18 protein-coding genes, 1 tRNA gene and 1 other RNA gene are annotated in these 21,681 nt (G+C 44.3%); 3 read left to right on the top strand and 17 right to left on the bottom strand.

All coding sequences use genetic code 11. The features are described from left to right. Positions 1–22: 22 nt before the first annotated feature. Complete coding sequence (fadB, locus tag A3763_RS02765) at positions 23–2,170, bottom strand: fatty acid oxidation complex subunit alpha FadB (protein WP_068509739.1); 2,148 nt, start codon at positions 2,168–2,170, stop codon at positions 23–25. Between the two features lie 494 nt (positions 2,171–2,664). Between fadB and A3763_RS02760 the strand changes: the two genes are divergently transcribed. Continuing rightward, positions 2,665–3,495, top strand: coding sequence for a hypothetical protein (locus A3763_RS02760; protein WP_068642640.1), 831 nt, complete (start codon positions 2,665–2,667; stop codon positions 3,493–3,495). 69 nt (positions 3,496–3,564) lie between these two features. Here the strand turns inward: A3763_RS02760 and A3763_RS02755 are convergent, their stop codons facing one another. Beyond that, positions 3,565–4,062 carry a hypothetical protein gene (locus tag A3763_RS02755; RefSeq protein ID WP_068509734.1) on the bottom strand — a complete coding sequence of 166 codons (498 nt, stop codon included), beginning with the start codon at positions 4,060–4,062 and terminating at the stop codon, positions 3,565–3,567. A 30-nt stretch (positions 4,063–4,092) separates the two neighbouring features. Next, positions 4,093–6,027 carry an ATP-binding cassette domain-containing protein gene (locus A3763_RS02750; RefSeq protein WP_068509732.1) on the bottom strand — a complete coding sequence of 645 codons (1,935 nt, stop codon included), beginning with the start codon at positions 6,025–6,027 and terminating at the stop codon, positions 4,093–4,095. Between the two features lie 157 nt (positions 6,028–6,184). On the opposite strand from A3763_RS02750, the gene A3763_RS02745 reads away from it, so the two are divergent. After that, complete coding sequence (locus A3763_RS02745; protein WP_082865206.1) at positions 6,185–6,763, top strand: hypothetical protein; 579 nt, start codon at positions 6,185–6,187, stop codon at positions 6,761–6,763. A 61-nt stretch (positions 6,764–6,824) separates the two neighbouring features. On the opposite strand, the gene A3763_RS02740 is transcribed toward A3763_RS02745, so the two are convergent. The 13 genes from A3763_RS02740 to ffs all read right to left on the bottom strand — a co-directional run bounded on the left by A3763_RS02740 (position 6,825) and on the right by ffs (position 17,641). After that, positions 6,825–7,634: an MOSC domain-containing protein gene (locus tag A3763_RS02740; RefSeq protein ID WP_068509730.1), complete on the bottom strand. Its 810-nt coding sequence runs from the start codon at positions 7,632–7,634 to the stop codon at positions 6,825–6,827. Next, positions 7,635–8,564, bottom strand: a complete 930-nt coding sequence (locus A3763_RS02735) for a chemotaxis protein (RefSeq protein ID WP_068509728.1) — start codon at positions 8,562–8,564, stop codon at positions 7,635–7,637. Positions 8,565–8,751: 187 nt separating this feature from the next. Then, positions 8,752–8,827: transfer RNA gene (locus tag A3763_RS02730), tRNA-Gly, on the bottom strand. Positions 8,828–9,061: 234 nt separating this feature from the next. Next, positions 9,062–11,620 carry a vWA domain-containing protein gene (locus A3763_RS02725; protein ID WP_068514789.1) on the bottom strand — a complete coding sequence of 853 codons (2,559 nt, stop codon included), beginning with the start codon at positions 11,618–11,620 and terminating at the stop codon, positions 9,062–9,064. Between the two features lie 174 nt (positions 11,621–11,794). Further along, complete coding sequence (locus A3763_RS02720) at positions 11,795–12,049, bottom strand: DUF1653 domain-containing protein (RefSeq protein ID WP_068514784.1); 255 nt, start codon at positions 12,047–12,049, stop codon at positions 11,795–11,797. Then, a complete protein-coding gene (locus A3763_RS02715; RefSeq protein WP_068514779.1) occupies positions 12,046–12,393 on the bottom strand; it encodes a hypothetical protein in 348 nt (115 codons plus the stop codon). Before A3763_RS02715 ends, A3763_RS02720 begins: the two co-directional genes overlap by 4 nt. A 105-nt stretch (positions 12,394–12,498) precedes the next feature. Then, positions 12,499–12,936, bottom strand: a complete 438-nt coding sequence (locus A3763_RS02710) for a YcgN family cysteine cluster protein (RefSeq protein WP_082865207.1) — start codon at positions 12,934–12,936, stop codon at positions 12,499–12,501. Positions 12,937–12,960: 24 nt separating this feature from the next. Next, positions 12,961–13,275 carry a YcgL domain-containing protein gene (locus tag A3763_RS02705; protein ID WP_231872079.1) on the bottom strand — a complete coding sequence of 105 codons (315 nt, stop codon included), beginning with the start codon at positions 13,273–13,275 and terminating at the stop codon, positions 12,961–12,963. Positions 13,276–13,280: 5 nt separating this feature from the next. Continuing rightward, positions 13,281–14,393 (bottom strand): ribonuclease D, encoded by a 1,113-nt coding sequence (gene rnd / locus A3763_RS02700; protein ID WP_068514769.1) that lies wholly within the window; start codon positions 14,391–14,393, stop codon positions 13,281–13,283. Positions 14,394–14,397: 4 nt separating this feature from the next. Further along, positions 14,398–15,006 (bottom strand): recombination mediator RecR, encoded by a 609-nt coding sequence (gene recR / locus A3763_RS02695; protein WP_068514766.1) that lies wholly within the window; start codon positions 15,004–15,006, stop codon positions 14,398–14,400. A gap of 38 nt (positions 15,007–15,044) precedes the next feature. After that, positions 15,045–15,371, bottom strand: a complete 327-nt coding sequence (locus A3763_RS02690; RefSeq protein WP_068507357.1) for a YbaB/EbfC family nucleoid-associated protein — start codon at positions 15,369–15,371, stop codon at positions 15,045–15,047. A gap of 64 nt (positions 15,372–15,435) precedes the next feature. Beyond that, a complete protein-coding gene (gene dnaX / locus A3763_RS02685; RefSeq protein WP_068514763.1) occupies positions 15,436–17,331 on the bottom strand; it encodes a DNA polymerase III subunit gamma/tau in 1,896 nt (631 codons plus the stop codon). 213 nt (positions 17,332–17,544) lie between these two features. Beyond that, positions 17,545–17,641: signal recognition particle sRNA small type (ffs, locus tag A3763_RS02680), an RNA gene on the bottom strand. A gap of 382 nt (positions 17,642–18,023) precedes the next feature. On the opposite strand from ffs, the gene A3763_RS02675 reads away from it, so the two are divergent. Next, on the top strand, positions 18,024–19,877 hold the full coding sequence (locus tag A3763_RS02675; RefSeq protein ID WP_068634017.1) for a bifunctional diguanylate cyclase/phosphodiesterase: 1,854 nt from the start codon (positions 18,024–18,026) through the stop codon (positions 19,875–19,877). Between the two features lie 22 nt (positions 19,878–19,899). On the opposite strand, the gene A3763_RS02670 is transcribed toward A3763_RS02675, so the two are convergent. Continuing rightward, positions 19,900–21,681, bottom strand: a 1,782-nt coding sequence (locus A3763_RS02670) for an NADPH-dependent 2,4-dienoyl-CoA reductase (RefSeq protein ID WP_068759868.1), incomplete at its 5' end; no start/stop codon positions are given.

The following is a 21,681-nucleotide window of genomic DNA, read 5'->3' as shown; positions in this document are numbered from 1 at the left end:
CCGTTCGATTCTGTTTCAGCGATTAGCCGAAAAACTTCTTGCCAGTTTTAGCCATTTCTCTCATACCCTCTGTTGGAGTGTAAAGAGCACCTAGATCAGCATACTTGTCAGCGATCTTATTAAATTCTTCGATGCCGATAGAATCGATGTAACGAAGCGCACCACCACGGAATGGAGGGAAGCCGATACCGAAGATAAGACCCATATCAGCTTCTGCTGCAGTCTCTACGATACCATCTTCAAGACAACGTACAGTCTCGATACATAGAGGAACCATCATACGCTCGATGATTTCTTCATCTGTAAATTCATTGTTGTTAAGAACAACAGGCTTGATCATGTCGTAAACGCCTTCGTCCTTCACTTTCTTCTGCTTACCTTTACGGTCTAGCTCGTAAGTGTAGAAGCCTTTGTCGTTCTTCTGACCGTAGCGGCCATCTTCAAACATAACTTCCATCGCAGTACGGAACTCATTCTTCATGCGATCAGGGAAGCCTTCAGCCATGACTTCACCAGCGTGAATAGCTGTGTCCATACCTACAACGTCTAGCAAGTAAGCAGGACCCATAGGCCAACCGAATTTCTCCATGATCTTATCAACGCGCTGGAAGTCAGCACCGTCACGTACTAGCGCAGCAAAGCCACCGAAGTATGGGAACAAGATACGGTTAACTAGGAAACCTGGGCAGTCGTTAACAACAACAGGCGTCTTACCCATTGCTTTAGCGTAAGCAACTGTCGTAGCGATTGTTTCTTCGCTAGTTTTCTCGCCACGGATAACCTCAACAAGAGGCATCATGTGTACAGGGTTGAAGAAGTGCATACCACAGAAGTTTTCTGGGCGCTTCAAGTTCTTAGCTAGCAAATCAATAGAGATTGTTGAAGTGTTTGAAGTCAAAATTGTATCTTCAGATACTTGATCTTCTACTTCACAAAGAACGATGTCTTTAACCTTAGGATTCTCAACAACCGCTTCAACAACCAAGTCTACGTCACCGAAGTCACCATAGCTTAGTGCTGGATCGATAGAGTTTAGAACTTCAGCCATTTTCTCAGCTTTCATCTTACCTTTGCTTACGCGCTTAGTAAGAAGCTTGCTTGCTTCGCTCAAACCTAGATCGATACCTGCTTGCGCGATATCTTTCATGATGATTGGCGTACCTTTTAGAGCAGACTGGTAAGCGATACCGCCACCCATGATACCTGCACCAAGAACCGCAGCTTTCTTAACTTCAGATGCTTTTGGCTCAAGCGCTTTTGCTTGTGCTTTAAGTGCCTGGTCATTCAAGAACAAACCAATCAAAGAAGCTGATACTGAAGTCTTAGCCATCTTAGCAAAGCCTTTCGCTTCAACTTCGATTGCCTTGTCTCGCGCCATACCCGAATGCTTCTGCATCGCTTTAATCGCTTCAACAGGTGCAGGATAGTTAGGACCAGCTTGACCAGCAACGAAACCTTTAGCAGTTTCGAAAGTCATCATGCTTTCCATTGGGTTCAGCTTAAGCTTAGAAGTCTTCTCTTCACGACGAGCTTTATAGTCTAGCTTGCCAGCAACTGCTTGCTTAACAAGATCGATTGCTGCAGCTTCTAGCTTATCAGCATCAACAACCGCATCTACTGCACCAAACTTAAGTGCATCAGGTGCTTTGTATTCTTTCGTGCCTGCGATCCATTCGATTGCATTATCTGCACCGATTAGACGTGGTAGACGTACCGTACCACCAAAACCTGGGAAGATACCCAGCTTAACTTCAGGTAGACCGACTTTAGCCGTTGGCGACATAACACGATAGTCCGTAGACAGACACATCTCGAAACCGCCACCCAACGCAATACCGTTGATAGCAGTTACAGATGGAAACGGAAGATCTTCAATTGCACTAAATACAGCGTTGGCCTGCAAGTTGTTTGCGATAAGCTCTTCTTCAGAACCAGCAAACAAGTCAGTAAATTCTGTGATATCTGCGCCAACGATAAAGCAATCTTTTGAACTTGTAACAATCAAGCCCTTAATGCCGTTTGCGTTCTTTAAGCTTTCCGCTGCTGCGCCAAGCTCTTCAATAGTAAGTCGGTTAAACTTATTGACTGACTCGCCCTCTAAATCGAAATTTAGCTGTGCGATTCCGCCTTCAATCTCTTTAACCGTGATGGCTTTACCTTCGTAAATCATCAACTGTTCTCCAAGTTAATTATCCGTGCTGGTCTACCTACGTCCTCTGAAAGGTCGAGGCTCCAACAAAGTTTTTTTGGGCCCGCATATTTCGCGGGAATTTTCGAAATTCATACGCTCGTTTGAATTGCGTGTGCGAACCATGTAAAAAAATCCATCATTTGTCAATTATTATTGACATAAGTAAACAATTCTTTTCTAGATTTTCCAACAGAACAATCACCTATCCATTTGTTTTATAGGTTTTTTTAAAATTATGCCTTTTTAACGAATTTATTATTCCACCAAAGAACAAATTCAATACAAAGCTGACTAACATATATTCTTGAGTCTTCAGAGCGTCGATAGAATTACCGAAAGCAGACAAAATCATGCGCAAAACAAAATAATTACAATCACTATGAACTTCATTCGCCAAACGCTTGTATGTTAAGCATTAAATACTACACTGAACTAAATATCTCGTTAGAAATAAAAACATGGAGTCGCAATTAATGTATTTCAAGAACATCACTTTTAACCGCCTAAGCGCTGTTATTCCATTTATTTTCGTATTGTTGTTCACATCAACACAAAGCCATGCGGCCGAGAATTCGTCAAAATCAGTCCTGGAAAACATCTACCAAAGCCAGATCAACTCTTATTATTCTATTAATGGCTTTTATAACTTCAGTGCAAACCAAGGTGCTCAAAAAGACCTGGAAGATATCAATGCCTCGCTCACAACAATGGCCGAGCTTTTTAACGCAATTCAAGGTGAAACAGATTCGGGTGAGACCTCGGAACAGTTTGAAGCAGTCGCCGCTGCATGGAAAGCCTACCAAAAAGTACTCAAGCAGAACGTACGTGAAGTTGAGAAGACAGGCTACCCTGACCTTCGCTTAGCGGGCGACATGGCGACCAATAACATTGCACTCAATGCAGCATTAAGCGGCCTTTATGATGCTATTCAAGCAGGCGCGAGTATAAAGCCAAGTAAGACAACCCAGCTAAGCCGTGATACAGCAACTAACCTTGCCCTAATGATGACCAAGTATTCAGCAAGAACAACTTCTACGGTTAGTCAGGTATATGCAGGCGGCGATGTCGATAAAGAAGTAACGATCGATTCTCTTGCTGAAGAGTTCGGTAAACAGCTGCAAGAATTGATGGCTATGGCTGAAGGTAAACAGACCTCGTTCAAGCTATTAGATTCTGCGAATACCAAATGGGACTTCATTAAGAACTCTTACGTAAATTACAACGAGAATCGTGTTAACTTCATCGTTAACCTTTACTCAAAAAAGATTATTAATGACATTGAGCAAGCTCTTGAGACGATGTAATTAATACTTAATAGTCTGAGACATAAAAAAACCGGGCCATGTAGCTCGGTTTTTTTATGTCTCAATTTTCTAGGCTAACCAATATTTCGCATATTGCTTACAGCTTTCCAGGCAGCGCTTAACGCTTTCCACCTCTTCCAGGGATTCTGGAGACTTTTGCTGCTCTCGCCACAACATAGCTAAGCCACCTTGTGAAATCACCAAGGCTTCACAGGTCTCAGGCAAGCCCTCAAAGACCCCCTCCTTTTCCAACGCCTCTTTGAGCTCATCCCTAGCGTCAAGCTCATGTGCATCGTGATCAACACTCAGGCGGATCACTCGCGCTTTGTGTGAACTTGGCTTGGCCTCTCTAGGCAACAAACACTCATACAAGGTATAAGGACGATAATTATCTATCCAATAAAAAAGTGACTTCGCCAGTTTTTCGTCGAGCAACCTTACCTTCAGCCCCAATTCCAGAGCACGTGCGCGCATTGCCGTCAGCGACTTTTCTCTGGGTGAAGGCATAACCCATAAAACCGACCCAAATACAGCCAAAGTAATGAGTAGCGCTACCCACAAACCCATTACACTGGCCCTCTATCGTTACGCTCTGATTTAAGCATCTTCCAACTCCATCCAACGTTCCATAGCAAGCGACAACTCATCTTCAAGTGCCGCTAGTTCAGCCGTAACAGATTCTATTTCTTCATGGTCTTTTTGATAAAACTCAGGCGACACAATAAGAGCCTGAAGCTCTTCAATCCTCGACTCCATTTTCTCTATTTTCGCAGGCAACTGTTCCAACTCGAGCTTTAATTTATAACTCAATTTTTTTGGTTTATTCTGCGAGACAGCAGGACTTTGTTTCTCGGTGGAACTGCTTGTTGGAACAAGTTCTTTTTCAAGCGGTTTAGCGGCATTGTCCTTATCGTTTGTATACTGCCCCTCTGTTGGTAAACGACCACCGGTTTGTCTGACCCAGTCATTATACCCACCAACATACTCGCCAATTTTCCCCTCACCTTCGAATACTAAGGTGCTCGTGACGACCTGATCTATAAAGTCCCGGTCATGACTGGTAATAAGCAGTGTTCCCTGAAACTGAGCCAAACGCTCTTCCAACAATTCCAAGGTATCAACATCAAGGTCGTTGGTTGGCTCATCCATTACAATAACGTTTGCCGGTTTGGCAAATAAACGCGCTAACAATAAGCGATTCGTTTCACCACCGGACAAGGCGGTGATAGGTGAGCGAGCACGCTCTGCTGTAAATAGAAAGTCATTGAGATAACTCATTACGTGACGGGACTTGCCATCCATTTCAACAAAGTCATGGCCATCGGCAACATTATCAAAAACTGTTTTAGTAAAATCCAGTCCACCTCGAAGCTGATCGAAATAAGCAACTTCCAGTTTACTCCCCAAACGTACAGACCCACTTGTTGGCTTTAACTGGTCAAGCAATACCTTCAATAAAGTCGTCTTACCGGCACCATTTGCTCCAATTAAGCCTATCCTGTCGCCTCGCATCACTGTTAATGAAAAATCATCAATAACCTTACGTCCCGAATCAAATGCAAGCGACACATGCTCGGCTTCTGCCACCAGCTTTCCTGACTTCTCCGCTTCGGCTATTTTTATTTCAGCCTTACCTTGCTGATTGACTCTTTGCTTACGCTCATCTCGCATGGCCTTTAAGGCCCTGACACGCCCTTCGTTTCGAGTACGCCTTGCTTTAATCCCCTGGCGAATCCAAACTTCTTCTTCAGACAAGCGCTTGTCAAACAAAGCATTTTGACGTTCTTCTTCCTCAAGCAAACGCTGTTTCTCTTTCAGGTAGTCGCTATAGCCTCCGTTAAAAGCTGTGATATTTCCCCTGTCCAACTCGATAATATTGGAGGCCAAAGCCTTAATAAACGCTCTATCGTGACTGACAAACAATAACGCGCCACGATATTCTGCTAAGCGGGCTTCCAGCCATTTGATAGTTTCGATGTCCAGATGGTTAGTCGGCTCATCTAGTAAAAGCAGGTCGGGTTCATTGATTAAGGCTCGGGCAAGCATTACCCGCCGCCGCCAACCGCCGGATAAGTCTTTCATCTGCATCGATTCATGCAAACCAAAACGCTTAAGCATGCTGGCGATCCGAGTATCAAAATCCCAGCCATTTAATGACTCGATTCTGTCTTGCAGCTTCTCTAACTTTTGCAGGTCTGCAGCTTCATCCTGACTATTGATCAGATGGTGATACTCACTTAAGACCTGACCAATTTCCGGTAGGCCTTCAGCAACGACATCAAAAACGTTACGTTCATCAGCATCGGGCATGGATTGAGGCAAAGCCCCTACTTTAAGACCCTTTTGAAAATTTATGACACCGGAGTCCGGATCACTACTTTTCATTAGCAATGACATTAATGAAGACTTTCCCTCGCCATTTCTACCCAGCAGGCAAATCTTTTGTCCCTCTTCAATCGCAAACGTAACGTTATCCAGTAAGGGGCGGTGGCCATACGCTAATGACACATTTTCAAAGCGGATTATACTCATATATTTTTTTACTAAATCTTTTATGTTTTCGTAAAATTGGCTCGCCAACTGATGATTTTNAACTATCCTTCATAGAATAAGCTGGCACTGCAATGCATGCAGGCATTATGCACGACTTTTAATTTGTCACCACTGTTAAATGTAATGGAGATTCGCATTGTCTAACAATCCGGTAACATCTACCGCGAAAAAACCAGACTTGGACTGGAGTCAGGTTCGCGAAACGATCAACATGCTGACCCTAGCTGTGTCTCAGGTAGAGTGCACCATGACAGACGGCGAAAAGTCAGTAACAGAGCTGACTCAGTCGTTTACCTATATTGCCAGTCAACTGAAGGAAGTTATTGATTCACATAAAGGTGAAGAAAATGACACCTCAGGAACTGACCTGGAGTCTATTAAGCTCAGTGCTGCAGAGATCCACCAGCAGATTATGAGTGCAATTGTTGCCTTCCAATTCTACGATCGACTCACTCAACGTCTAGACCACGTCAAGCGAGATCTAGGTTGGCTGAGTAATCTGGTAAGTGATCCTCAGCAACTCTACAACCCAATGGCATGGTCTAAGCTGCAAGAAGACATCATGTCGAACTACACAATGGAAGAAGAGCGCATCATGTTCCAACACATCATGAACGGCGCAAGTGTTGACGAAGCTTTGGATATTTACAAACATCACTTTAGTGCCAAAAAAGACAGCACTGACGATACCTCGGACGAAATCGAGCTTTTCTAAGGCAAGTACCTTTCAGTTAAATGCCTATTTCTATGTTTAGAAATAGGCTGAAGCGCTTTACCTATCCCTCTTCAAGCACCTCAATTACTCTTAGCTTATCATCGAGTGAGATTTTCCCTGTATTAAGTTGAACCATATTCTGTCCGAAACAAACACCAAAATCGTTTTTTCGATACTTAGCTAGCGTCTTTAGAGGCTCTTTGCCAATCTCGCCATGCTCATCAATGCAAGTCATAATACAGCGGCTACATGGCTTAACTAATGCAAACTCTATCTCACCGATAGCAATACGCTTCCACGAGTCTTCTTGAAAAGGGATATCGCCTTCAAGCACAATATTCGGCCGAAAACGGTTCATGCCAACAGGAACTTCCAAGCGGCTATTCAGGTCATCTAATGAGGCCTGGTTAGTCAATAAAATCGGGAAACCGTCAGCAAAGCTAACTTGCTGGCTCTCTGCAAAGAACTCACGGTCGACCTGGCGAAAAGTTGAGTCAGGCATATAGGCCAAAGCCACATTCACCCCCAAATAGTCTGAAATAACTTGTGTCCGGCGGTCTTGTACGGTGAGCGCACCCACTTCATCAGACCAGACACATACATCAGCTTCTTTAGAAAACTCACTTAGCGAAAAACTGACCTCAGGAATGCCCTCGTCCGATATATTTAAAGTACTACCATCAAAGCTTGCAGAAACTTTGGCTAAGGCGCTATATTTTCGCTGAGTAATAAATCGCCCGGCATCATCCACCAACATAAAACGTCGATCAAAACGCAAACCAAAGCGATCAATTTCAACTTCACTTAAGGATACCGGACCAAGAGATTTGACCGGATGAATATTCAAAGCGGAAATTTTATATTCAGACATTTAAGAAGCCTGTTCTTTGACGTAGTCAAGAACAGCTGTTGCAAGCTCATCAGGCTGAAATTTGGATAGCAAGCGATTACACCCAACTCGCTCTGCCATAGCCTGGTTAAAACTACCACTCAAAGAAGTATGCATAATTACATAAAAGTGGCTCAATCGATCATCTTTACGAATTTCAGTCGTTAGTCGATAACCATCCATTTCCGGCATCTCGGCATCTGTTAGCACAAGTAAGCATTGCTTAAGCTTTTCCGGATCATTATCCGCCCACTCCTTAAGCATTTCATAAGCTCTTAAGCCATTTGGTGCAGTAATGGTAGGTAAACCTAGCTTTTCTATCGTACCGGTCGCCTGTGCAATTGCGACCGGTGAGTCATCGACCACCAAAACAAACTTTTCTCCTAATGAATCAATCAACTCATTCTCGAGAAGCTCTTCAGAGACATCAGTTGAATACGGAGAAATATCTGACAAGACCTTCTCTACATCAATAATCTCGACAATCTGTTCCTGATAGCGTGTTATGGCCGTTAAGTAATGCGCCCTACCCGCCGCTACCGGAGGCGGCATGATATCTTCCCAATTGAGGTTAACTATTTGCTCTATTCCGGCAACCAAAAAAGCCTGCACACTTCGATTATATTCAGAGACGACAATAATGGATTCACTGTTAACCTCAAGCGGCCTCATACCAATTGCCTGACTTAAATTGATAACGGGGACAGTCTGCCCCCTAAAGTGAGTGACACCACAAATACAAGGATGACGATGAGGCATCGCAGTTAGGTTTGGTAAATTCAGAACCTCTTGAACCTTAAATACATTGATTGCAAAGGTCTGATGACCGCTAAGCTTAAACATAAGCAACTCTAAGCGATTTTCACCTACCAGCTTGGTTCTTTGATCGACCGAAGCCAAAACACCCGACATCTTACCCTCCAGGAAAGCAGCAAATTCACCGCTAAAATCTTATCATGCAAATGCTCTACGAAAAGCCAAGCCAAGCTAGGCGCGCAGATATTCATAATGTACTAAATAGCAATAAGTTTAGACCATAAAGAAGGTCTCGACTGAAGAATGAGCCGAATTTAATGATCGATAGGTAATAAAGATAAATTGGAGCGGGAAACGAGATTCGAACTCGCGACCCCAACCTTGGCAAGGTTGTGCTCTACCAGCTGAGCTATTCCCGCTTAATCTGGTGTGATTTTTTACTTGATCATACAAGAGAGAAGTAATAACACCCCTCTTAAAACCCGATTATTTACAGAGAGTTACGCCCTCAGATCGAGTGAGGGCGTATTATAGGGAGAGCATTTTTGTCATGCAAGTCCTTTAATAATAAAAAGCGTGAAAAAGATAACACTTTTGAAATCTATCTCGAACCTTGCCCGATCACCCTACAAAATCATCAGCAGACGCTTAGATTAAGCGCCCTTATCCTTTTCTTCATCTGAGGGCAGGTCATCTGTGTCACCGATATCGAAGTCTTCCAAGTTGAACTCTTCGTCATCGTCGTCATCCAGCGGGTCGCTTAGATCCAATGCATCTTCAATTTCCTTTTCCAAGTCCTCTTCAGGCTCATCCGCAGCATCCTCAATCGCTTGAGCAATATCGGCAGCCAGGTCCTCGTCATCCCCGGAAATGTCCAGCGCATCGGCCTCTTCCGGCTCATCAAGCTCAAGCTCCTGAGCGACATCACTTAAGTCATCGGTAGATAGGTCCACGACCTCTTCAGGCTCAGGCTCAGGCTCTACTAAAGGTTCGTCATCCTCTTCAAGCTCAACAAGCGGCTCGTCATCCTCTTCCAACTCAACTAGCGGCTCATCATCCTCTTCCAACTCAACAAGCGGCTCATCCTCTGGCTCCTGAGAGGCAACTGGAACTTCTTCGGGTGGCTCTTCAACAAAGTCTAAGCCATCATCCGGTTCTGCTTCGGGTTCTTCTTCCACCTCAGCACTCGCTTCAGTTTCTACATCTTCTGCAATTTCTTCAACATCCTGATCGCTCAGGATTTCTGTTTCTTCAACTTCCTCTTCTTCCTCTTTCGCCTGACGCTTTTTAAGCAAATAGAAGGCTAAGCCACCCAAGAGCAAGCCCCCTAGAACACCGCGGCCGATAATAAACCAAATCATCATATCGTCTTCTGACTCTTCTACCAGCTCTTCTTCCGCTTCGGGCTCTTCAACAGGCTCTTCCACCTCTTCCTTAACGGGCTCTTCGGCTGGCTGAGGCAGCTCTTCTTTCGCTTCCTCTTTAGGTTCTTCAGCTTTCGGCTCTTCTACCTTTTCTTCCGCAATTGCCTCTGCAGGCAACTCTTCTGGGGCATCTTCTTGCTCGTTCACTGACACGATATTATTTGAAGCACCCGCCGGTATCGGGAACTCAGCCTCAAAAGGCTTAGGCTTGAACTTGAATTTCTTTCCTTCAATCGTCTCGGCCTTTACCTTAACAGCCACTTTATACAAGCCATCGCCTTTATCTGGCTTAATCGGTAATACCCAGCGCCCCGCCTCGGCATCTAATTCCAAGGCATTGATTAAACTACTCCCATCAGGAGCATTTACCTTCGCAAATATATTGGTATCAGTCAGAGATATCGTCTCACTCATCGGCGTGACCACTAGCGCATAATGAGCTTCATCTCCTTCCCCTTTAACCGAAAATTCAAAATCAAAAGGCGCTCTCAAATTAATAATCTGGCGTTTCTTACGCTTAAAGGTTTTCCCATCAACCAAGACCGTCACTTCATACTGACCGACCTTACTTAACTTACGAATAGCTTCTCTAAAAACGCCGTCTTCAGGAACCTCATCCGACATAGACTTCTTAGCCGTTTTATTGCTTTCTGTTTTAAGCTGCAGCTGCACATCTAATAACTGCAAAAAATCAGGATTAGTAACTGTCTTCCCTTCTTCACTAAAGCTAACGTCAACATTCAAGGGATCACCAGCGAAGAAATTGACCGGTAGTTTGCTAACATTAAGCTGCAAGTTACTAACCACTGTCACCTGGCTTCCTGGTTGAACTTCGGAGTTAATCTTCCACGTGCCTTCTAAAGGACGACTGACAGTAATCAAGTCATAACCTTTATCCTGATACCATTTGATATCCTCACCCTGGTTTTCATAGCTATATACTTTTTCATCAGGAGATAGAATTTCGGTCGGAATGCTGCCATCCCCTCTAAAGATCAAAGCAGTAAATTCTTCGATGCTAGAATCGATAACAAACTCATTTCCCTCGATAGGTACCTGCTCACTAGGAACGGCCTGTTCAAGAGCTTGGAGAAAAATTCGAGTCAGGTCTTCAGGGGTCTCGGCAACCGCCGATTGTCCACCCGTTTGAATAGCTAACTTATCCATTAAGGATTTATCAGCATTTTTTGACAAAGAGATTGAATGAATCTTGGCGCCCTTCTCTTTAAAGGTAGCCATCACTGAAGTTAGAATACGCTCACGTTCTGAGGCATTTTTCTCGGGGTCTTTATCAATATCGACCATGCCATCAGTCAGTAGAATGAAATGAGTATTCGAGAAGTCCTTACCTTCTTTATAAAAATCATCAGAAGCCTTCTCAAGCACTGCCCCAATATTTGTATATAGCGCTACAGAATTGATTTTCTTTGCTTTTTCTTTAGCGTCAAGACGCCATTGCTCATCAACAGCTTTTAACTTGACCAAATTATTAACCCATTGACCAAAAGTCCAAACACCCGCTTCATCGCCATCGGGAATCAGCTCAGTTAATAGGTTAACCGCCGGGATTCGCAAGTTGGCCGGATCATTCTTCTTCATGCTCCCGGAGATATCGATCAGCATACGTATATCGGCCCCCGCTTCATTAGCAGCGGCATCTTGTGCGAAAGCATTAGCTGAAATTAATACATTGACGAAGACCGCCAGTGTTAACATACGCTTAATAAGGCTAAGCCCTCTCAGCTTTTGCGTTATCACCTGGCGCGCAAATGATAGTTTGGAGTTCATAGATTCCCCTGCATGATCCCGGCCCAAACAAATGAGGCATTATGGACAAAATTAGTCGAACATAGATAATTTATAGCAGGTTTTACAACAACAACAATGCGATATTAAAAGTATTTTCTCTTAAATTAACGCTTACCTGTTGTTTTTATAGAAGATTAGTGTGTTTCACTAAGTTTAGAGTGATGAAGGTAAATGTTTTCCTAGCTCGACGTTATAGGCATTGATGAGCTTAAAGCGATCTTGCTCTAGACCGTTGATGGACACTGACTCTTTAAACATATCTAAAGGACGCACCCACAATCCAAACTCGCCATATAAAGCTCTATAGACAACCAACTTTTCCTCTGTCTCGCTATGCGTGACCAGGCCAAGTACCTCGTATTCAGCCCCCTTATAATGCTGATACAAGCCTGTTTCGATACCACTCATCCAGCCTTCTCCATACCCAAGAGTCTTCTCATAACCGATTCCAACATCACCACAACGATCATTAATGCATAAGCGGCGGCAATATAAACCCCTGCTTGAAGCGCTTTATCTGTGTGACCCAAAACCCAGTCATAAGCACCAACAAGGTAGGCGGGTGCCAGCCAAATACTTGCATCTGTCGCAATATTGATAGGCGTTAACAAGAGGACGGCAACCAGAACCCTTAAAGATCGCCGGGTTCGACGTAGCTTGAGATTTCTGGTCATTCGCCAAAATACGGCAATCATCACGAGCGCGGAAATCAGGTACACTGCCCACGCAGCAAGGTATGAAAAACTTTCCAACTATCTATCCTTAAGCCTATATCAACTAAACAAGATCGAGCGAGCCCATCTCATTATTAATTCGCAATTTTTAGTGTAGTTCATCTGCCTGACAGCCATAACAAACTAAATTATGTAGTCTTCCCAATCGTCTTCTGAAACCAGGCTTTCGCTGATTGCTTTTGAGCGCACCGAAATGTGATTTTCATGCATCATAATTTTGCTACCCGCGATCAAGGGGTGCCACTGGGGTAGCGGCTTCCCTTCAAATAGCAAACGATAAGAACAAGTTTCAGGGAGCCATACCGAGACCTCAGGTAAATCAGTCACACTTAGGTTAAGACAGTCAGGCACATAATTGTTTCGCTTGGAATAGACAGTACACTGACAAGCATCCGTATCCAGATATTCACAGCTGATACAGGTAAACAGCAAGTCATCGCTGTCTTCATCCTGGAGCTTATGCATACAGCACTTACCACAGCCATCACACAGAGCTTCCCACTCTTCTTTCGAAAGCTGGTCTAAGGCTTTTTCTTTCCAAAAAAACTTATCTACCGCCAATTGACTCGTCTCACCGTCATTAATTTAGCCGTGCAAACTATCTTTAGGTGGCTTATATAAATCCAACATTTCCGGGTCTTTTGCTGGCGGCATCTGCAAATAAAAGCCTTTCTCAGCAATATCGTCCAAAATTTTCTTAGCATCCGCACGGGCCAATTTCTTTTCTGGCGTGAGTATCATATCCATCACATGCTCAGCTTGCCCAAATATTTGCATCAGTGCATCAGGCAAAGAAGTCAGTTCATCCGCTCGGTCGAGGTATAAGTACATTTCCTGCTTCTTTTTACTCTTATAAACCGAGCAAAATCGTTTCGTACTCGAGGTATATTGCGTCATCATTTCTCCTAAATTCCTAGCGCCTTTGACATTTTTTCTGCTAACCAAGGCTTGCGCCATCCCAAATACTCGTTAGGCAAACTTTTATCGCCATGCCGACGAACATTTATGACAACACGTTCTAACATTTTTCTTGAGCCCAGTAACTGAACAGCAATCCCCGAATCTTTGGCGACCTGCGCGACTATCGCTTTTAGCTTCTGGTAATAATCCAGCTCCCGGCCTCTAACCGGTCGGTCAATCGGGCGTAAGTCAATTTCTGAATCACTAAACTCCGCAATTATTTCCAACAATTCCTCGCCATAGCGGCGAATAGATTTATGCTGAATATCTTTAATACGCTTCAGGTCAGACAAAACTTCTGGATGTGTTTCAGCAATTTGAATCAAACTTGTATCTGAAAACACCCAAGGTTTAGGAATATTTTTTGATTGTGCCAAGTCATCACGCCACATAACCAGCGTTTTTAGTAAAGACTGATCCACCTTTTTAAGCTCACAGCCACCACGCAGCTTCAAATAAGCATTCTCTGGTGCATCCCAAGACTGAAAAAACTGCTGAACCAATGAAGCACTTTCTTCTAATACCGCTGCCATAAAAGACTTGGCTGAAAGCTGTGCCTGCAGCTCAGAATAAAGCGTCAGCAAATACTCAACATCTTTCGCAGCATAAGCTAACTGGCTATCAGACAAAGGGCGACGCAGCCAGTCGGAGCGCGTTTCAGACTTGTCTAGCTCATGCCCAAGCACCTCTTGCACAAGCTTTTGGTAACCAAGCGACGGCCCTAAACCCAAAAATGCTGCCGCCAACTGGGTATCAAACGCGGCTTTGATGCGCGCACCCGTCGAATGAAACAAAAGCTCAATATCTTCACTCATCGAATGCAAGACCTTGACCACTGACTCACTTTCTAGCAAAGGCGCTAACAAACTGAGATCATCTACTTCCAAAGGGTCAATCAGGTAGACGTGCTCGCCTGCTGCAATCTGTATGAGACCCGGTGCTGCGAAATAGGTGTTGGTTCGCATAAATTCGGTATCGATTGCAACGACAGTTTCATTTAAACAAAGCTTTATAGCCTCAGTAAGCGCTGCTGCATCATTAATAATCTGGACACTCATTTAATCAACCTTCTTCAATAACAGGCTTGCGCCCGGAAAAGGCATGACTAAGCGTCCCACCATCAACATAACCAAGATTCCCACCTAGAGGAATACCATGCGCTAAGCGCGTAATGAGTACATCAGACTCACTAAACACTTCAGCAATGTAATGAGCCGTTGCTTCACCTTCAACGGTTGGGTTTGTAGCCAATATTATTTCCTTGGCTGACAATGAGCTGACTCGATCCATTAAAGCTGGAATGCCGATCTCTGCAGGACCTTTACCATCAAGTGGTGACAAGCTACCTTTCAATACGAAGTACACACCCTTAAACTGATGTGTCTGTTCAATCGCGATCAAATCAGAGGGAGATTCGACAACACATAAAGTGTTGTGTTCCCGCTGAGCGTCCTGACAGATATGACAATACTCACTTTCACTTAAGGTTCGACACCCCACACACTCGCCTACTGCTTCCAAAGCATGCGACAAGGAATTAGCCAAACGCTGGGCACCATTGGGTTTTTCATCCAACAGCGACAGAGCCATTCGCTGGGCAGACTTCTGCCCTACTCCAGGCAAAACTCTTAGTGACTCAATCAGCTCATCAATAACAGGACCGAAAGTCATACTCTTATTTCATCCACAATTGCATTAAAAGTCGATCGTTAGAACGGCATTTTGAAGCCAGGAGGGAAGCCCATACCTTCCGCTAAGCCTGACATTGCATTTTTGTTCTTTTCTTCGATCCTTCTTACCGCATCATTTACTGCTGCAGCAAGTAAATCTTCCAAAAACTCTTTATCTTCACTCAACACAGTGTCATCTAGCTCAACCTTAATAACATCATGACGACCATTCATCACAACCTTCACCAAGCCAGCACCGGATTCACCCATCACTTCTGCATTCGCAGCTTCTTCTTGCTGCTTTTGAAGCTCTTCTTGCATTTTTTGGGCTTGCTTCATAATATCGCCCAAGTTTCCACCAATCATATTTTTCTCCACTTACTATTGTGCAGAGCGTCTTCAGAAGGCAACTGCACGCGATCATATTTTATTAAATAATCTGCCCTAAAGCTTTAATGCTATTTTCAATCAACACACCATCAAACTCTCTAATCATCTGTTGGACATAGGGGTCATTTTCAACACTCAGTTTTGCTTGCTCCCCCATTTCCGCTTTCACGCGTTCACGCCACATCATCGGCGACTCGTGTTCGGGCTTTAAGCCCTCGAAGAAAGTAATATTTCGCCCTTGTGCCACTTCTTTACTCAATGATTCACGAATCCGCCCTTCATGACTTGGATTTAGCAAACGAAAGTGTCCAGCCTCAAAATAAAGATTCAAGCCGTCCGGGTTCTCTTCTAGCACTGAGTTAAGCATTAAATTAAGCGTCATTCCGCTAAGACCCAATTGTGTCACCTGCTTATTCCATCCGCTTGAAAGGACATCTGCGGCAAGCTCACTTTTCTCTACATGATCCTGAGACGAACTCTCTGCAATAGGAGATTTTTCCTCATTCCGCAAAGTAGATTGTTTATCAGGTTCAGGCACTGGTTCCGAGACAGGTTCTTGAACTGGACTTTCAACAACGCTGGTAACAGGCTGCTCAGTTTCTGCAAAGCTCTGCGTTTCAACAGGCTCTTGTAAGCGGCTGGCAGTCGACTCAGAGGTCTCAACAGGTGCCCGTTCAACTTGTGCTACACCCTCAACATTTAAACCTTCACTATTCAGAAGTGTTTTTTTTTTGCTTTCGTCCTCAGACAAATTATTCTCTAGCGGAGCACTTTGCACAGTTTGCTCTTCAGCAACCGGCACTTCATTGCCTACAGGCGCTGTGACAATATCAATTCCTAGCTGATCACTAGGGCTTAACTGGAAAGCAAGCATTCTGAGCAAGGCCATTTCAAGGCCAGATTTAGGGTCAGGCGTAATCGCCAAGTCCTGACGACTAACCAAGGCCACTTGATAGAAAAGCTGAACATCTTCGGCACATAACTTACGAGCATAGGAAACGACGTGCTCCTGATCACCCATAGAGTTATCACAAGCGCCAGGAACAGCCTGCTCGATAGCCACACGATGAAGCACTTCTGCAATCGTCGCTAACACTGAAGCATAATTTGGGGAAAATTCGGCGAGCGCTTTAATTTCGTCAAGCATCGCTGCCGCATTTCTTGAAATCAAACAATCCAGAATACGATAGATCTTTTTCTGGTCAACCGTCCCCAGCATTGCACTAACGCCAGTCTCGGTAAGTGCATGGTTTCCATAAGCTATAGCCTGATCAGTCAGACTAAGCGCATCACGCATACTGCCATCAGCAGCTCTGGCAAGCGCCCATAAAGCCATATCCTCAAAACTAACCTGCTCTTGACCAAGGATATTCTGCAGGTGCCCAACAATGCGTTCTGGCGACATATTCTTCAGATTGAACTGGAGGCAACGCGAGAGAATCGTTACAGGAAGCTTTTGCGGGTCGGTTGTCGCAAACAAGAACTTAACATGCTCTGGAGGTTCTTCGAGCGTTTTCAACAAAGCATTGAAACTTGATTGCGAGAGCATATGAACTTCATCAATCAGATATATCTTGAAGCGGCCTTCAGAGGGAGCATACTGAACATTTTCCAGAAGCTCACGCATATCCTCTACTTTGGTTCGAGAGGCCGCATCGATTTCAATCAGATCAACATAGCGGCCTTCAGTAATACTGGTACAAGCACCGCACTGACCGCAGGGTTCAGCAGTAATACCTTGATGACAACTTAGACATTTCGCCAGAATACGGCCAATTGTCGTTTTACCGACACCCCGGGTACCGGTGAACAAATAAGCATGATGCAGCCTTTGACTTTCAAGCGCATGAATCAAGGCCTTAAGAACGTGCTCTTGACCAACCATCTGTTTGAAATTTTGGGGGCGCCACTTACGCGCAAGTACCTGATAACTCATGAAATCATCTTAGCAAAGTAAACGATTAAAATCTTAAGACGCTATAGTACACTGACAAGAGGCTTAAAACGACTTTGTTTTCACATCCAAATAGCTTCTATTCACAAGCACTCGGACTCAAAGGAATCAAATATAGAGATTATTAAAGACTTAGATCAACAGGAAGTAGCTATTCAGAAAGAAGAACTAGGGAAGAAAAATTAAGGTGATGACTTCCACCAGCTACACCTCGGCACATAAATCCACCGCTATGGCTGCTCCCTTCCGGGCCTGACCAGGTTAACAGCTTATTATTGCGTGGGAACCAATGAAAGTCACCATAACATTCCAAGCAAAATGGGCATATTGAAATGCAGTACTGCTGGAAAGTGCGCGCATTCTAACAAAGCTTAGTAAGCATGAAAAGAGAGTATCAAACGAATATTGGTGTTTTTTACATGCAATATTTGAGGCCAGTGTAAAAACAGCTGTTTCTACACTGGCCTCAAATCACTAATAACTGGATTAAGCTGATAATTTACCACTTAGAATACTTAACTATAACGGCCTTTATTTCTTTGCATAAGGCAAAAAACTGGCTAATAATTAATCGATTCAATACTTAATTATAATCAGGTGAAATGTGCAAACCCGATTATGCTTGGCAAGTTGGACATTTAAGATCTCTCACCCGCTAGCTGTAGAGGTATTTCATGCGGTATGAACAGCTTCAAGCATTACTGACCCACCAAACTGCGCTAATAAGCAGAATTGCGCTGGAAGCAGACTTAAAACTCTGCCTCCAAGATATTGCTATTCATATCGAAGCCCTTGTCGACGAACATATCAAGACCGCTATTTTCATTATCGAGAATGAAGAGCTCCGTCAACTGGCAGCCCCCAGCCTACCCGAGCTATTCCATTCAAAAGTTGACCGCATACCGATCGCTCACGATAGCATGCCCTGTGCTATAGCAGCGCAGACGGGTGAAACCATCATTATTGAAGACCTGCAAAATACGTTTTATTGCCAAAATTTTGCTCATTTATCGCTAACACTAAACCTTAAAGCCTGCTGGGCAACTCCCATATTTTCGGCCCAAAAGGAGGTCCAGGGAGTATTCATTGTCTATTTTCCTGAAATTCAAAGACCAAATGAATCACATTTAGAAATCCTGGAACACTTCACTCACCTAACCAGCATTGCATTAGAGAAGCATAACCTCCGAACCCAGCAACAAAAAGCTCAAACCCAGATAGAACAACTTGCATTTTACGATGCTCTAACCAATCTCCCCAATCGTCGACTTTTGATGGACAGAACCCAGAAAGTTATCGATAGGATTAAACGAGAACACCTCTTTGGCGCCCTGATATTTATCGACCTCAATGGTTTCAAGCGAATCAATGACTCCATAGGCCATTATGTGGGTGACAAACTTCTGGTATCCGTGGCCCGGCGGCTTCAAAACTCTATAAGAGAAGTCGATACCATCGCTAGGATTGGTGGCGATGAGTTTGTTATTTTGCTTGAAGACCTCAGTAGCTCTCGCAAGCAAGTAGAGCAAGAAGCTCTTCAAGTTGCCCAACGAAGCCTTAAAGACCTTGAAAAACACTTTGAATTATCAGACCGACGTTACCGTATCGACGCGAGCATCGGCATAGCAGTCATCAACGAATTCGATTGCGATGCAATAGAACTGCTTAAGCACGCCGATGCCGCTATGTATGAAGCGAAAAAGACTCCCCACAAAAAAATATGCTTCCATAATGATGTGCTTCAGGAGTCCATTGATCACCGCCTACGTGTTGAAGGGGAAATCAATGATGCGCTGGAGCACTTTGCCTTCCACGCCCATTATCAACCTCAAGTAGATTTGAATGGAAAACTAATTGCCGCAGAAGCTTTAATTCGCTGGCATCACCCTGAAAGAGGCCTAATCTACCCGAATGATTTTATCCCCGTTGCCGAACGCATGGGCGCTATGGATAAAATTCAGGAAGCAATGCTAACCGAAGCTTGCGAAACACTTTGTCAGTTGAAGCGCTTAGACTTACTCAAAGATAACTTTCGCATATCGGTAAATATCTGCCCTTCCCAGCTTAAGTCCAACACACTACCAATGAACTTGATTCGCACACTGGAGCACTACGAGCTTTCCCCGGGATATTTTATGTTGGAAATAACGGAAGGGATGTTAATAGAGGACCTGGAACAAACCGTTTCTATCCTTGATGAGTTGAGGCAAAAAGGCTTCAAGATATCTATTGACGACTTTGGCACGGGCTACTCTTCACTGTCCTATCTAAACAGCCTGCCTGTGAACGAAATCAAAATTGATAAAAGCTTTATCAGCACCTTGTCTGATGAACCGTCGACACACGGAGTGATAGATACCGTTATCGCACTATCGAAACACTTCCACTTTGAAGTTATTGCCGAAGGAATTGAACAACCAACACAGCTTGAAGTACGGCGTAAGAAGGATGTAAAAGGAGTTCAAGGCTACCTTTTTGCAAAACCGATGAATCAGTCAGACTTCATCAATTGGGTTAAGGCAGCCTAGTTTATAAAAGCCTCTATAGAGATTAAATTTCAGCGGCCAAACGGGAACCTTGGTCAATGGCTCGTTTTGCATCCAGCTCAGCTGCGAGGTCTGCACCACCGATAACATGAACCTTCATCCCTTTACCCTCAGCACCCGCTTCCAACAAAGCATCTGCCAACTTACGATTTGAGTCCTGTCCTGCACACAAAATCACGTTATCTACCTCTAAAGTGCGGGACTTACCGTTCACTGTGATGTGCAAGCCTTCGTCATCAATCTGATCATACTGACAACCAGGAATCATGGTGACATGCTTTTGCTTAAGCACAGCTCGATGAACCCAACCAGAAGTCTTGCCTAGATTCTTACCTAGAGCACTCTCTTTTCTTTGTAGCAGGAACACCTCACGCTCTGGGGCAGAGACCTGAGGATCAATTAGGCCTGCACGATTGTTCAGCTGCGTATCAACCCCCCACTCTTTATACCACTGCTGCTTTTCGGCCTCTGGCGTTTCTCCGTGCTTATGAACTAGGAACTCACCAACATCAAAACCAATACCGCCTGCACCAATTATGGCTACTTTCTCACCAACAGGCTTTTTATCACGCAAAACATCCAGATAACTCATAACCTTTTGATGTTCAACACCAGGAATTGGAGGCGTTCGAGGAGAAATACCCGTGGCGACAATCACCTCATCAAACCCCTCTTTGATGAGGTCTTCGGCTTCAACCCAAGTATTCAAACGAAGGTCAACGCCATACTTTTCAATCATCTTACCGAAGTAGCGCATGGTCTCATTAAAGTCATCTTTGCCCGGCACTTGCTTGGCAATGTTAAACTGCCCGCCAATCTTGTCGCTTGCATCAAACAAACTCACCTGATGACCCCGCTCAGCCAATACCGTTGAAGCAGACATGCCTGCTGGCCCCGCACCGATAACCGCAACTCGCTTCTTGTCCTGAGTCGGCAAATATTTCAACTCAGTTTCATGACAAGCTCGAGGATTCACCAAGCACGACGCCCTTTTCATCTGAAAAGTGTGATCCAAACATGCCTGATTACATGCAATACAAGTATTGATTTCATCGCCTTTGCCCGCCTCGGCTTTCGATACGAAGAAAGGGTCAGCCAGTAAAGGGCGTGCCATAGAGACTAAATCTGCCTCACCCTTTTCGATAATATCTTCTGCAATCTCAGGCGTATTAATTCTGTTACTAGCACACACAGGAATTGAAACTGTCTTACGAAGCTTTTCTGTCGCAAAACTAAATGCAGCACGCGGCACAGAGGTAACAATTGTCGGGATACGCGCTTCGTGCCAACCAATACCAGTGTTAATAATGGTAGCACCAGCTGCTTCAATCTCTTTAGCCAAGACCTCAATTTCATCCCAACTCTGACCGCCGTCAACTAAGTCCATCAACGACATTCGGTAAACGATAATAAATTTCTCGCCAACCGCCTCACGTACACGACGTACTGTTTCGATAGCAAAGCGCATGCGGTTTTCTGCAGAGCCGCCCCATTTATCAGTTCGTGTATTGACTCGTTCAGCCAAGAATTGGTTAATCAAATAACCTTCTGATGCCATGATCTCAATACCATCATAATTAGCAAACTGTGCCATCTTGGCCGCATTAGCATAGTCATTGATGGTTGACTCAATTTGCTTCGAGCTTAGCTTACTCGGTTTAAAAGGCGTGATCGGGGATTTTTTATTTGTTGCTGAAACACTGTAAGGCGTATAGCCATAACGACCAGCGTGCAAAAGCTGCATACATATCTTGCCGCCTTCGTTATGTACTGCAGAGGTAACGCG

This window comes from Oleiphilus sp. HI0128 (genome assembly GCF_001635365.1).
This window is presented reverse-complemented; position numbering and strand designations above follow the sequence as displayed.

Bases quoted from the DNA above. Each gene is read 5' to 3' on its own strand.
- A3763_RS02705 (WP_231872079.1), bottom strand. From the start codon at position 13,275: ATGATGACGCAATATACCTCGAGTACGAAACGATTTTGCTCGGTTTAT.
- A3763_RS02690 (WP_068507357.1), bottom strand. From the start codon at position 15,371: ATGATTGGTGGAAACTTGGGCGATATTATGAAGCAAGCCCAAAAAATG.
- A3763_RS02750 (WP_068509732.1), bottom strand. From the start codon at position 6,027: ATGAGTATAATCCGCTTTGAAAATGTGTCATTAGCGTATGGCCACCGC.
- recR (WP_068514766.1), bottom strand. From the start codon at position 15,006: ATGACTTTCGGTCCTGTTATTGATGAGCTGATTGAGTCACTAAGAGTT.
- rnd (WP_068514769.1), bottom strand. From the start codon at position 14,393: ATGAGTGTCCAGATTATTAATGATGCAGCAGCGCTTACTGAGGCTATA.
- A3763_RS02760 (WP_068642640.1), top strand. From the start codon at position 2,665: ATGTATTTCAAGAACATCACTTTTAACCGCCTAAGCGCTGTTATTCCA.
- dnaX (WP_068514763.1), bottom strand. From the start codon at position 17,331: ATGAGTTATCAGGTACTTGCGCGTAAGTGGCGCCCCCAAAATTTCAAA.
- A3763_RS02720 (WP_068514784.1), bottom strand. From the start codon at position 12,049: ATGAGTGGTATCGAAACAGGCTTGTATCAGCATTATAAGGGGGCTGAA.
- fadB (WP_068509739.1), bottom strand. From the start codon at position 2,170: ATGATTTACGAAGGTAAAGCCATCACGGTTAAAGAGATTGAAGGCGGA.
- A3763_RS02675 (WP_068634017.1), top strand. From the start codon at position 18,024: ATGCGGTATGAACAGCTTCAAGCATTACTGACCCACCAAACTGCGCTA.
- A3763_RS02735 (WP_068509728.1), bottom strand. From the start codon at position 8,564: ATGTCGGGTGTTTTGGCTTCGGTCGATCAAAGAACCAAGCTGGTAGGT.
- A3763_RS02740 (WP_068509730.1), bottom strand. From the start codon at position 7,634: ATGTCTGAATATAAAATTTCCGCTTTGAATATTCATCCGGTCAAATCT.
- A3763_RS02755 (WP_068509734.1), bottom strand. From the start codon at position 4,062: ATGGGTTTGTGGGTAGCGCTACTCATTACTTTGGCTGTATTTGGGTCG.
- A3763_RS02725 (WP_068514789.1), bottom strand. From the start codon at position 11,620: ATGAACTCCAAACTATCATTTGCGCGCCAGGTGATAACGCAAAAGCTG.